At 71.3% G+C, this 12,679-nt stretch carries 10 protein-coding genes; all 10 read right to left on the minus strand.

Annotation, left to right across the window (positions count from 1 at the left end):
- Nucleotides 1-22 precede the first annotated feature (22 nt).
- The gene (locus ACQPW6_RS10625; RefSeq protein ID WP_433889326.1) at nt 23-1,945 is read right to left on the minus strand and encodes a TIGR03960 family B12-binding radical SAM protein; all 1,923 of its coding nucleotides are present in this window, start codon (nt 1,943-1,945) and stop codon (nt 23-25) included.
- A gap of 97 nt (nt 1,946-2,042) precedes the next feature.
- A complete protein-coding gene (locus ACQPW6_RS10630) occupies nt 2,043-3,548 on the minus strand; it encodes a CHAD domain-containing protein (protein ID WP_433889327.1) in 1,506 nt (501 codons plus the stop codon).
- Nucleotides 3,549-3,631: 83 nt separating this feature from the next.
- Entirely contained in the window at nt 3,632-4,828 is a 1,197-nt protein-coding gene (gene rodA, locus ACQPW6_RS10635; protein ID WP_433889328.1) for a rod shape-determining protein RodA, read from the minus strand.
- Nucleotides 4,825-7,044, minus strand: coding sequence for a penicillin-binding protein 2 (mrdA, locus tag ACQPW6_RS10640; protein ID WP_433889329.1), 2,220 nt, complete (start codon nt 7,042-7,044; stop codon nt 4,825-4,827). Before mrdA ends, rodA begins: the two co-directional genes overlap by 4 nt.
- Nucleotides 7,041-7,760 carry a rod shape-determining protein MreD gene (gene mreD, locus ACQPW6_RS10645; protein ID WP_433889330.1) on the minus strand — a complete coding sequence of 240 codons (720 nt, stop codon included), beginning with the start codon at nt 7,758-7,760 and terminating at the stop codon, nt 7,041-7,043. Before mreD ends, mrdA begins: the two co-directional genes overlap by 4 nt.
- A gap of 3 nt (nt 7,761-7,763) precedes the next feature.
- Nucleotides 7,764-8,825 carry a rod shape-determining protein MreC gene (mreC, locus tag ACQPW6_RS10650; RefSeq protein ID WP_433889331.1) on the minus strand — a complete coding sequence of 354 codons (1,062 nt, stop codon included), beginning with the start codon at nt 8,823-8,825 and terminating at the stop codon, nt 7,764-7,766.
- A 144-nt stretch (nt 8,826-8,969) separates the two neighbouring features.
- The gene (locus tag ACQPW6_RS10655) at nt 8,970-10,001 is read right to left on the minus strand and encodes a rod shape-determining protein (RefSeq protein WP_433894490.1); all 1,032 of its coding nucleotides are present in this window, start codon (nt 9,999-10,001) and stop codon (nt 8,970-8,972) included.
- 285 nt (nt 10,002-10,286) lie between these two features.
- Nucleotides 10,287-10,700 carry a nucleoside-diphosphate kinase gene (ndk, locus tag ACQPW6_RS10660; RefSeq protein WP_433889332.1) on the minus strand — a complete coding sequence of 138 codons (414 nt, stop codon included), beginning with the start codon at nt 10,698-10,700 and terminating at the stop codon, nt 10,287-10,289.
- Between the two features lie 104 nt (nt 10,701-10,804).
- Entirely contained in the window at nt 10,805-11,158 is a 354-nt protein-coding gene (locus ACQPW6_RS10665) for a DUF4233 domain-containing protein (protein ID WP_433889333.1), read from the minus strand.
- 13 nt (nt 11,159-11,171) lie between these two features.
- Complete coding sequence (gene folC, locus ACQPW6_RS10670) at nt 11,172-12,650, minus strand: bifunctional tetrahydrofolate synthase/dihydrofolate synthase (protein WP_433894491.1); 1,479 nt, start codon at nt 12,648-12,650, stop codon at nt 11,172-11,174.
- Between the last annotated feature and the right edge of the window lie 29 nt (nt 12,651-12,679).

Consider the following 12,679-nt stretch of genomic DNA (forward strand, 5'->3'; position numbering starts at 1 on the left):
ACCGAACCTCCCGGCAGCGGCCTCAGACCACCGTCAGCGGCAGCAGCTTCTTGCCCGTCGGGCCGATCTGGATGTCCAGGTCGAGCTGCGGGCACACCCCGCAGTCGAAGCACGGGGTCCAGCGGCAGTCGTCGACCTCGGTCTCGTCCAGGGCGTCCTGCCAGTCCTCCCACAGCCAGTCCTTGTCGAGGCCGGAGTCCAGGTGGTCCCAGGGCAGCACCTCCTCGACCGTGCGCTCGCGGGTGGTGTACCAGCCGAGGTCCAGGCCGACGGCCGGGAGGGCGGACTCGCAGGCGGTCATCCAGCGGTCGTACGAGAAGTGCTCGCGCCAGCCGTCGAACCGGCCGCCGGACTCGTACACCGCGCGGATCACCGCGCCGACCCGGCGGTCGCCGCGGGAGAGCAGGCCCTCGATGATGCCGGGCTTGCCGTCGTGGTAGCGGAAGCCGATGTTGCGGCCGTACTTCTTGTCGGCGCGGATCGCGTCCCGCAGCTTGCCGAGCCGGGCGTCGGTCTCCTCCACGCCGAGCTGCGGCGCCCACTGGAACGGGGTGTGCGGCTTGGGCACGAAGCCGCCGATGGACACCGTGCAGCGGATGTCGTTCTGGCCGGTGACCTCGCGGCCCTTGGCGATCACCTTGCGAGCCATGTCGGCGATCTGCAGGACGTCCTCGTCGGTCTCGGTCGGCAGCCCGCACATGAAGTAGAGCTTGACCTGCCGCCAGCCGTTTCCGTACGCGGTGGCGACGGTACGGATCAGGTCCTCCTCGGAGACCATCTTGTTGATGACCTTGCGGATCCGCTCCGAGCCGCCCTCGGGGGCGAAGGTCAGGCCGGACCTGCGGCCGTTGCGGGTCAGCTCGTTGGCCAGGTCGATGTTGAACGCGTCCACCCGGGTGGACGGCAGCGACAGGCCGATCTTGTCTTCCTCGTACCGGTCGGCGAGGCCCTTGGCGACGTCGGCGATCTCGCTGTGGTCGGCCGACGACAGCGACAGCAGCCCGACCTCCTCGAAGCCGGTGGCCTTCAGGCCCTTCTCGACCATCTCGCCGATGCCGGTGATCGAGCGCTCCCGCACCGGGCGGGTGATCATCCCGGCCTGGCAGAACCGGCAGCCGCGGGTGCAGCCGCGGAAGATCTCCACCGACATCCGCTCGTGCACGGTCTCGGCCAGCGGCACCAGCGGCTGCTTGGGGTAGGGCCACTCGTCCAGGTCCATCACGGTGTGCTTGGACACCCGCCACGGCACGCCGCTGCGGTTGGGCACCACCCGGGCGATCCGGCCGTCGGGCAGGTACTCCACGTCGTAGAAGCGCGGTACGTAGACCCCGCCGGTCCTGGCCAGCCGCAGCAGCACCTCGTCCCGGCCGCCGGGGCGGCCCTCGGCCTTCCAGGCGCGGATGACCTCGGTCATCTCCAGGACGGCCTGCTCGCCGTCGCCGATCACGGCCGCGTCGATGAACTCGGCGATCGGCTCGGGGTTGAAGGCGGCGTGGCCGCCGGCCAGCACGATCGGGTCGTCCAGGGTGCGGTCGGCCGCCGACAGCGGGATGCCGGCCAGGTCGAGCGCGGTCAGCATGTTGGTGTAGCCGAGCTCGGTGGAGAAGCTGAGGCCGAAGACGTCGAAGGCGCGGACCGGGCGGTGCGCGTCCACGGTGAACTGCGGCACGCCGTGCTCGCGCATCAGCGCTTCCAGGTCGGGCCAGACGCTGTAGGTGCGCTCGGCGAGCACGCCCTCGCGCTCGTTGAGCACCTCGTAGAGGATCATGACGCCCTGGTTGGGCAGCCCGACCTCGTACGCGTCCGGGTACATCAGCGCCCAGCGGACGTCGGTGCTGTCCCACTCCTTCACGGTGGAGTTCAGCTCGCCGCCCACATATTGGATGGGCTTCTGGACGTGCGGGAGAAGCGCTTCCAGACGCGGGAAGACGGACTCGACAGGCATCTCGACGACTCTCATGAGGCTGACGGGGGCGCCCCGCCCCGGTGGCCGGGGCAGGATGACCCTCAAGGGTACCCGAGCGGCCGCCGTCCACCGGCCGTCAGACCGGCTGGTCGGCCGCCGCCCACGCCTCCGGCAGCCGCGCCTCGACCCGCGCGGCCCGCTCCCGTTCGGCCCGCGCTATCGCGTCGTACGGCGCCGGGTCCTCGCCCGCGGCCACCGCCTCCGCGCGCAGCGCCGTGACGGCGGCCCGGCACATCACGCTGTCCTGGTGCTCGCCCAGCAGGTGCTGCACCGCCTTCATCCGCCCGGTCTGCGCCCGCGCCCGTACGCCCAGCACCGGTTCGGCGGCCTCGGCGGAGTAGCGGGCCCGCTTGGCGGCCTTGCGGGCCTCGTGCAGCCCGACGTCCCGGTCCTCCCCCGGCGGCAGGTCGAGCGCGGTGTCGATCCGCCGCCGCAGCCGCCGGTGGTCCCGGCCGACGACGACCGCCACGGCCGACTCGGCGTCCGCGCCGGCGCCCAGCAGGTACGGGGGCGCGGCGAGCAGCGCCTCCAGGTCGTCGAGCAGCGCGAAGTAGCGGGCGCCGTCCAGGACGGCGACGACGGCGTCGTGCGTGCCGCCGCCCTGCTCGGTGGCCTCCCGCAGCCGGGGCGGGGGCGCGGTGCCAGGGTCGAGTTCGGCCAGCCGCTGGGTGAGGCGTTCGGCCAGCACCTCGCGGTCGCGCTCGGCGCCGAGGACTTCGGCGAGCCACTTCAGCTCGGCCCCGAGCGGGTCGGTGTACGCCCGGCTCAGCTGGCGGTCGAAGCTGCGGAACGCGCTGCGGGCCCGCCGGGTGGCGACCCGCATGCGGTGGACGGCGTCCTCGTCGGCGCGGCGCACCGCGGGGTCGAGCGCCAGGATCGCGGCGAGCTGGGCGTGCAGGTAGCCGGCGGCGGTCTCGCCCGCGGTACGGGGGACGGCCGGCGGGGCCGGCGGCGGGGTGAGCCGGTCGCCCAGCGCGCGGGCCAGCTTGGACGCGGAGGCGCTGCGGTGCAGCCCGGCGGCCCCCAGCCGCTCCTCGACGGCGTCGAGCAGCGCGTCGCCGCCCGCGTGCAGCTCGACCTCGGTCTCGGTCCAGGTGGACCCGGCGGTCTCCCCCGGCGGCACCAGATCCGCCCGCACCTCGTCGTACGCGACCTCCGCCAGCGTCCGCCCCTCGGCGTCCAGCAGCAGCGTCAGCCGCCGGGTGGTGCGCAGCCGGACGACGGGGGCCAGCTCACGGCCCCGGGTGAGGGCGGCGACCTCGGCGCGGAGCGCCTTGGGCGGCCTGCCGGGGGCGCGGCCGAGGGAGGCGTGCAGCTCGGTGCGGGTGTCGGCCCGGTCGGTGGGCCGCTTGAGGTGCCAGCCGGCGTCGGTACCGCCGGTGCGGCGGCGCAGCGTGGTGCGGTGCGCGGCCAGCGCCAGTTCTGCGGTGTCGAAGTAGACCGCGTCGAGCAGCACCGGTTCGAGCCGGGTGACGGTTGCCACGGACGGCAGCCCCTCCAGGTCGAGCGGCGCGGCGGCGACGTCGGCAGCCGATTCATCGGCCTCGTACTTCCGTTCGGTCTCCGTCAGCGCACGCACCATGCTCGGACGTTAGCCGCGAGTCCACCGTGGGGCAATGCTCAGGCAACCCCGGCCGCCGTCGGAGGCCGGGGTCAGGGAGCCGGCTACGCCGACATGGGGCGCTGCATCTTCACCGACTGCAACAGCCCTATGGCCACGCAGTTCGCGAACATCGACGATCCGCCGTACGACACGAAGGGCAGTGGGATGCCCGCGACCGGCATGATGCCCAGCGTCATCCCGATGTTCTCGAAGGACTGGAACGCGAACCACGCCACGATGCCGGCCGCGACGATCGTGCCGTACAGGTCGGTCGCGTTGCGGGCGATCGAGCAGGCGCGCCACAGGATGACGCCGATCAGCACGATGATCAGCAGCGCGCCGACGAAGCCCAGCTCCTCACCGGCCACCGAGAAGACGAAGTCGGTCTGCTGCTCGGGCACGAACTGGCCGGTGGTCTGGCTGCCGTGGAACAGTCCCTTGCCGAGCAGTCCGCCGGAGCCGATCGCGATCCTGGCCTGGCTGGTGTTGTAGCCGACGCCCGCCGGGTCGAGCGCGGGGTTGGCGAAGGCCGCGAACCGGTCGATCTGGTACTTGTCGAGGATGCCGAGCTGCCAGACCAGTATCGCGCCGACGATGCCGGTGGCGATCAGGCCGAACACCCAGCGGCTGGCCGCGCCGGAGGCCAGCAGCACGCCGAGCACGATCGCGCCGAGCACCATCACCGAGCCGAGGTCCGGCATCATCATGATGATCAGCACGGGCAGTGCGGCGATGCCGAGCGACTTGAGCACCGTGCGGTGGTCGGGGTGCTCCTGGTCTCCGGCGTCCACCCGGGCGGACAGCACCAGCGCCATGCCGATGATGATCGAGACCTTCACGAACTCGGCGGGCTGGATCGAGAAGCCGCCGCCGATCACGATCCAGGCGTGCGCGCCGTTGATCGTCGAGCCGAGCGGGCTGAGCACCGCCAGGATGCCCAGGATCGACAGCACGTAGAAGAACGGCACGATGTTGCGCATCCGCCGGTGCCCTATGACGACCGCGCCGATGCCGAGGGCGGAGCCGATGCCGGCGTTCATCAGGTGCCGGATCAGGAAGTAGTACTGGTCGCCGTGGGTGAGGCTGGTGCGCCCGCGGGTCGCGGAGTACACCAGCAGCGTGCCGAGGCCGCACAGCGCGAGGGCGGCGAACAGCAGCACCCAGTCCATCCGGCGCACTATCGAGTCCCGGGCGAAGAGCTTGCCCAGGGCCGAGCGCTCGGGGGTGAAGCGCCGGATCGTATAGCCGTTGGCGGTCATGACCAGGACTTTCTGCCGTACAGCAGCTTCGATGTGTCGGTCGGGGTGAGCGCGGCCGGCGGCGGCCCCGCGGCCACGGTGGCGGCCGGCAGGCCGGGGGCGGCCGTCACGGTCTCGTACGAGGCGGACTTGACCACCGCGCCGTCGGAGGAGATCTTCGGCAGTGTGGTGACCGGCTGCGGCATCAGGCCCTTCTTCGGGTCGATCTCGCCGCTGTCCTTCTTGATGCCGTACATCGCCTCGTAGATCCGGCGGACGGCCTCACCGGAACCGCCGGAGCCGGTGCCGCCCTGGGAGATCGTCATGACGATCGTGTAGTCCTTGGTGTACGTGTCGAACCAGGACGTGGTCTGCTTGCCCGCGACCTCGGCGGTACCGGTCTTGGCGTGCAGCGGGATCTTGGTCTGCGGCCAGCCGCCGAACTTCCAGTCGGCGGTGCCCTGGGTGACGACGTTGGCCAGCGCGGTGTTCATGTAGTTCAGGTCGGCCTTGGTGTCGGGCAGCTTGCCGGTCACGACCGGCTTGATCGGCGTGACGGTCTTGCCGTCGGCGCTGACCACGGCCTTCCCTATGGCCGGCTGGTACAGGGTGCCGCCGTTGGCGATGGCCGCGTAGATCCGGGCCATCTGCACCGGGGTGACCAGCGTGTCGCCCTGGCCGATCGCGTAGTTGACGGAGTCACCGGCGCGCACGACGTAGCCGTCGGGGCAGTTCTCCTTGGCGATCTCGGTCCCCAGGTCGGTCTTCTTACTGGTCTTGGCGATCTTGCACCAGTAGTCCTTCATCTGGTCGTAGTAGTCCTGCTTCCACTTGCGGTCCGGCACCCGTCCGGTGACCTCGCCCGGCAGGTCCACCCCGGTCTTGGCGCCCAGGCCGAACTGGTGGGCGGTCTTGAAGAACCAGTCCTTGGGGTGCTTGGGGTTGGTGCCGCCGTCCTTGAGCCATTCCTTGTAGGCGATGCCGTAGAAGACGGTGTCGCAGGACACCTCGAGGGCCCGGCCGAGCGAGATCGGGCCGAAGCTCTCGTTCTCGAAGTTCTTGAACACCTGGTTGCCGATGGTCATCGACGAGGAGCAGTCGTAGCCGCCGTCCGGGGCGTAGCCGGCGTTGAGCGCCGCGGTGGTGGAGATCACCTTGAACGTGGAGCCGGGCGCGGACTGGCCCTGGGTGGCCCGGTTCAGCAGCGGGTAGTTGGACTTCTTGTCGTTCAGCTGCGCGTACGCCTTGACGGAGATGCCGCCGACCCACTCGTTCGGGTCGTAGGTGGGGGCGCTGGCCATCGCGATGATCTGGCCGGTGTGGTTGTCCATCACGACCGCGGCGCCGGAGTCCGCCTTGTAGTTCTCGTGGCTGACGGTGTCGTACGTCTTGCGGGCGGCCACCATCGCCGCGTTGAGCTCCTTCTCGGTGACCGCCTGCACCCGGGAGTCGATGCTGGTGACCAGGTTGCTGCCGGGCTCCTCCGGGGTGTCGCCGGCCTTGCCGATCACCCGGCCGAGGTTGTCCACCTCGTAGCGGGTCACGCCGGCCTTGCCGCGCAGCTCGGAGTCGTAGGTGTTCTCCAGGCCCGACCGGCCGATCTGGTCCGAGCGCAGCAGCGGGTTCTTGGTCTTCTCCGAGGCGGTCAGCTCGTCGTCGGTGACCGGCGACAGGTAGCCGAGCACCTGCGCGGTGTTGGCCTGGGACGGCGCCGGGTAGCGGCGTACGGCGGTGGGCTCGGCGGTGATGCCGGGGAAGTCCTCGCGGCGCTCCATGATCTGCAGCGCCTGCTGGGTGGTGGCGGAGTCGGAGACCGGGATCGGCTGGTAGGGAGAACCGTTCCAGCAGGGCTGCGGCGTCTTGGCGTCGCACAGCCGGACCTTGTCCTGCACGTCCTTGGGCTTCATCCCGAGCACGCCGGCCAGCCTGGCCAGTACGGCCTGCCCGTCGTCGGCCTGCTTCAGCAGATCGGTGCGGTTGGCGGAGACCACCAGCCGGGTCTCGTTGTCGGCCAGCGGCACCCCGCGGTCGTCGAGGATCGAGCCGCGCACGGCGGGGGTGACGACCTGCTGGATGTGGTTGTTGGCGGCCTTCTGGTCGTACTCCTGGCCGTTGCGGATCTGCAGGAACCACAGCCGGCCGCCCAGGGTGATCAGCAGCGACAGGACCAGGACCTGCAGGACCACCAGCCGGATGGTGACCCGAGGGGTCCTGCCGGTCTCCGGGATGTTGCTCACCGCTGCCCCCTGGGCATCGAGTTCAGCTTCGCCACCTTGCCGCCGCTACGGCCGAACATCCCGCCGCGCGCCGCGGTGCCGCGGCTGCGCATCCCGCCGCGGATGCCGAGCCGGCCGCCGAGGCCGCCGCGGCTGCCGCCGAGCCCGCCGCCCCGGCTGCCGCCGCTGCTGCGGGTGCCGCCGAAGCCGCCGGCCGGGTCCTCGGTCATCGGATCGCGGTCGAACCGTCTGGCCAGCGCCATCACCAGTGGCACCAGGAACGGGGCGAGCAGCAGGTCGTACAGGGTGGCGGTGAGGACCAGCTTGGCCAGGCCCACATGGGCGCCCGCGGTGTCGCCGACCAGCGAGCCGACGGCCGCGTAGAGCACGGTGGTGCCGACGGCCGCGCCGATCACGACCAGCATCGGCCCGGCCGCGGTGCGCAGTTGGCCGCTCTCCGGCTTGAACAGCCCGGCCACGTAGCCGATCACGCACAGCACCAGGGCGTACCGGCCCACCGCGTGGTCGGCCGGCGGCGCGAGGTCGGCGAGCAGGCCGGCGAAGAAGCCGATCAGGCAGCCGGACACATGGCCGTAGGTGAGGGCCAGGCCGAGCACGGTGAGCAGCAGCACGTCCGGCACCGCACCCGGCAGGTGCAGCCGGGCCAGCACGCTGACCTGGGCGACCATCGCGACGACGACGAGGACGGTGGGGAGCACAATCCGGTTCAGACGCATGGGTCAGCCCCTGCCGCTGGTGTTCTTGGCGTTCGGGTCGGTCGTGCCCGCCGGCAGGCCGGCGCCGGTGGTGTTCGGGTTCGGCGTGCCGCCTGGGTTGGGTGTGCCGCCTGGATTCGGTGTGCCGTTCGGGTTGGGCGTGCCGCCCGGGTTCGGCTTGCCGGTGGTGGCCGGTTTGGCCGGCGGCTTGGCGGCCGGCGGGGTCGGCCTGGCGGGCAGCACGCTGTCCCGCGGGTCGGTGCGGGGCGCGACCACGACGACGCCGACCACGTCGAGCCGGGTGAAGCCGACGTAGGGCTGCACCTGGATGGTCTTGGTCAGGTTGCCGCCCGACGGGTCGATGCCGACGATCTTGCCGACCGGGACGCCCGGTACGAACGGCTTGCCGGCCTGCGAGCCGAAGGTGACCAGCCGGTCGCCCTTGTGCACGTCGGCCTTGCCGTTGAGCAGCTGCACCCGCATCGGCCGGTCGCCCTGGCCGGTGGCGAAGCCCAGCTCCATGGAGCCCTCAAGCCGGGTGCCGACGGTGAAGTCCGGGTCGTTGGCGAGCAGCACGGTGGACGTGGAGGGGCCGACGGTGGTGACCCGGCCGACCAGCCCGTCACCGTTGAGCACCGTCATGTCGCGGGCGATGCCGTCATGGCTGCCGGCGTCGATGGTGACCGTCCAGGAGAAGCCCTGGGCCGCTCCTATGGCGATCACCTGGGCGCCCTTGATCGTGTACTGCCCGGCGCCGGCGGTCTTCAGCAGCTTGTCCAGCTCCTGCGCCTTGTTGCGGGTGATGTCCTTGCTGCCGAGCTGCTGCTTGAGCGCCTCGTTCTCGCGTTGCAGGCGGTCGATGGTGCTGCTGCGGCCGCCCGAGTCGCGGACGGCCTGTATGGCGTTGCCCACCGGATCGACGGCGCCGGACACGCCCCGCTCGATCGGGCCGAACACGGACTGGGCCGCCTGCCGTGGCCGGTCCAGCGGTGAGTCCTCACCGCCCCGGATGTCCACGGTGATCAGCGCGAACGCGATCACCACCAGCAGCACCAGCAGAAGCCGGCTCTCCTTTGTGTCCCTCACGGGCGCCAGTCCGTGCCTTCCTCATCGGACCCGCCGCCGCTACGGGCCGCGGCCGGGTCGAAGCTGGTGTGCCGGGTGCCCGCCGCTGTCCGGGCGGAGCCCCCACGCGCACGGACGGTACGGAACCGGAGTGTTACGGGTGCGTCATCTGCGGCCACGCGGGGTGGCGTCGAGCACCTGCTGCAGCGCCTCGAACTCCTCCACGCACTTGCCCGCGCCGAGCGCGACGCAGTCGAGCGGCGCCTCGGCGATGTGGATCGGCATGCCGGTCTCGTGCCGCAGCCGCTCGTCCAGGCCGCGCAGCAGCGCGCCGCCGCCGGCCAGCACGATGCCGCGGTCCATGATGTCGCCGGACAGCTCCGGCGGGCACTTGTCCAGCGTGGTCTTCACCGCGTCGACGATCGCGTTGACCGGCTCCTCGATGGCCCTGCGGACCTCGGCCGCGGAGATGACCACGGTCTTGGGGAGCCCGCTGACCAGGTCGCGGCCGCGGATCTCGGTGTGCTCGTCCTTCTCCGGCTTCGGGTCGAAGGCGGAGCCGATGGTGAGCTTGATCTGCTCCGAGGTGCGCTCACCGAGGAGCAGGCTGTACTCCTTCTTGATGTGCTGGATGATCGCGTTGTCCAGCTCGTCGCCGGCCACCCGGATGGACTGGGCGGTGACGATGCCGCCGAGGCTGATCACCGCGACCTCGGTGGTGCCGCCGCCGATGTCCACCACCATGTTGCCGGTGGCCTCGTGCACCGGCAGGCCGGCGCCGATCGCGGCCGCCATCGGCTCCTCGATGATGTGCACGGTCCGCGCGCCGGCCTGGGTGGCCGCCTCGATGACGGCACGGCGCTCCACTCCTGTGATGCCGGAGGGCACGCAGACCACGACCCGCGGGCGGACCATGTAGCGCCGCTTGTGGATCTTCAGGATGAAGTAGCGCAGCATGCGCTCGGTGATCTCGAAGTCGGCGATCACGCCGTCCTTCAGCGGCCGCACGGCGACGATGTTGCCGGGGGTGCGGCCGATCATCTTCTTGGCCTCGGAGCCGACGGCCAGGATGCCGCCGGTGTTGGTGTTGACGGCCACGACCGACGGCTCGTTCAGAACGATCCCGCGACCCCTGACGTACACCAGCGTGTTGGCGGTCCCGAGATCGACAGCCATGTCACGGCCGATGAACGACATGTTGTTCGCCATGTGGATACGTCAGGCCTTCCCGAGCTTGAGCGGAGATTCCATCGTAGTCGCGCCGGACGGGGCGCGTGGCCGGGGTTCCGACGTCATTGTCATCAGAACACACAGCAGACCTCAGTAATGGTGACGCCGTGTCGGGGTGATTGGTTCCCGATCGACGACGGCATATGCCGTGAAGTGCCGGGAATCCCCCGGCCGCCTTTCTGGCACGGCGTCAGCCGCCGGTGCCCGGCCGTGAAGCAGCAGGCCGGAGGCGTCGTACGAACTTCCGCCCGATTAGGCCAGACCGGGGAAGAAGATCTTGATCTCGCGTTCCGCGGATTCCTCGGAGTCCGACGCGTGAATGAGATTCTCCCGGACAATCGTCCCGAAGTCCCCCCGAATGGAGCCCGGTGCGGCGGCGATCGGATCGGTCGGTCCGGCGAGTGCCCGTACGCCCTCGATGACGCGTTCGCCGGACACCACCAGGGCCACCGCGGGGCCGGACGACATGAAGTCCATCAGCGGCGGGTAGAACGGCTTGCCGACGTGCTCGGCGTAGTGCTGCTCCAGGGTGCCGCGGTCCAGCGCGCGCAGTTCGAGCGCGGTGATCGACCAGCCCGCCTTGCGTTCGATCCGTCCGATGATCTCGCCGACCAGACCGCGGCCGACCGCGTCGGGCTTGAGAAGGACAAGGGTGCGCTGGGACACGGTTTCGGCTCCTGCTGTCTGCGGTACGGGGGTGCGGCTGCGAACGTTCGGCGGGTATGACGAGCGGATATGACGAGGAGCCTACAAGGCGACCGGCGGGCGGTTCAGGCCGCCTGCGCGCCGTCCTGCTGCGCGCGCTCGTGCTGGGCCCTGATCACGTCCACCTTCCGACCGTAGTGGATCGACGCCCACCACAGGGCGGCGAAGACCGCCCCGAGGAAGAACATCCCGCCGACCACAAGACCGCTGACGATCAGCCCGATCTGCAGCGCCCAGCCGACCGCCAGCGCGCCCGGCCTGGTCAGCACCCCGCACAGCAGCACGCACAGCAGCATCGCGCCGCCGCACACCGACCACACCGTGGCCTGGGACAGGCCCGGGTGCTTCATCGCGACGAGGCCGGCGAAGCCGATCACGAAGAACTCGCCGATCAGCGTGCTCGAACACAGCGTCCGCATGGCTGTCGCCCCTTCACTTCCCGCCCAGCAGCAGCCGGGCCTCTCCCACGGTGATGACCGAGCCGGTCACCAGCACCCCGGCGCCGGAGTAGGCGCCCTCGTCGTCGGCCAGCGCGATCGCCGCCTCCAGGGCGTCGTCCAGCCGCGGCTCGACCTGCACCCGGTCCTCGCCGAACACCTCGACGGCCAGCGCCGCCAGCTCGTCCACGTCCATCGCCCGGTGGGTGGAGTTGCGGGTGACCACCACCTCCGCGAGCACCGGCTCGAACGCCTCAAGCAGCCCGCGCACGTCCTTGTCGCCGCTCGGCCCGACCACGCCCACCAGATGGGTGAAGTCGAAGGCCTCGCCGACCGCCGCAGCGGCGGCCCGGGCGCCGGCCGGGTTGTGCGCCGCGTCCAGCACCACCGTCGGGCTGCGCCGGACGATCTCCAGCCGGCCAGGCGAGGTGACGGCGGCGAACGCCGTGCGCACGGTGTCGATGTCGAGCGTGCGCTCGTGGGTGCTGCCGATGCCGAAGAACGCCTCGACGGCGGCCAGCGCGAGCACCGCGTTGTGCGCCTGGTGCTCGCCGTGCAGCGGCAGGAAGACCTGGTCGTACTCGCCGCCGAGGCCGCGCAGCGTCAGCAGCTGGCCGCCGACGGCGACCTCCCGGCGCAGCACGCCGAACTCAAGGCCCTCGCGGGCCACCGTCGCGTCCACCTCGACGGACCGCGCGAGCAGCACCTGCGCCGCGTCGGCGGGCTGCGCGGCCAGCACGGCGGTGGCGTCCTTCTTGATGATGCCGGCCTTCTCGCCGGCGATCTCGCCGGTGGTGCCGCCGAGCCGGTCGGTGTGGTCGAGCGCGACCGGGGTGACCACGGCCACCTGCCCGTCCACCACGTTCGTCGCGTCCCAGCTGCCGCCCATGCCGACCTCGACCACGGCGACGTCGACCGGTGCGTCGGCGAAGGCCGCGTAGGCCATCGCGGTGATCACCTCGAAGAACGACATCCGGTGCGGCTGCGAGCCGTCGACCATCCCCACGTACGGCTGGAGGTCGTGGTAGGTCTCGATGAACCGCTCGGCGCTCACCGGGGCGCCGTCCAGGCTGATCCGCTCGGTGACGGACTGCACGTGCGGGCTGGTGTAGCGGCCGGTGCGCAGGTCGAAGGCGAGCAGCAGCCGCTCGATCATCCGGGCGGTGCTGGTCTTGCCGTTGGTGCCGGTGATGTGGATCGCGGGGTAGCTGCGCTGCGGTTCGCCGAGGATGTCCATCAGCGCCGTCATCCGGTCCAGGGACGGCTCCAGCCTGGTCTCCGGCCAGCGGCCGAGCAGCTCCTCCTCCACCGCGTGCAGCGCCCGGTCGAGCTCGGGGTCGGCGGGGCGGCGCGGCACGTCGTCCTCGCCGGCGACGCCGGGGACCGGGGTGCGCAGCGTGCGGCTGCCGGCCTCGATCAGCGCGTAGTCGGCCTCGCGCTGCGGGTCGGTGCCGAAGTCGTCGGAGTCGGCCAGCGGGTCGCCGGAATCGGCCGCCTGCTCGC

It is taken from the genome of Streptomyces sp. CA-111067 (assembly GCF_050956065.1).
Taxonomy (GTDB): domain Bacteria; phylum Actinomycetota; class Actinomycetes; order Streptomycetales; family Streptomycetaceae; genus Actinacidiphila.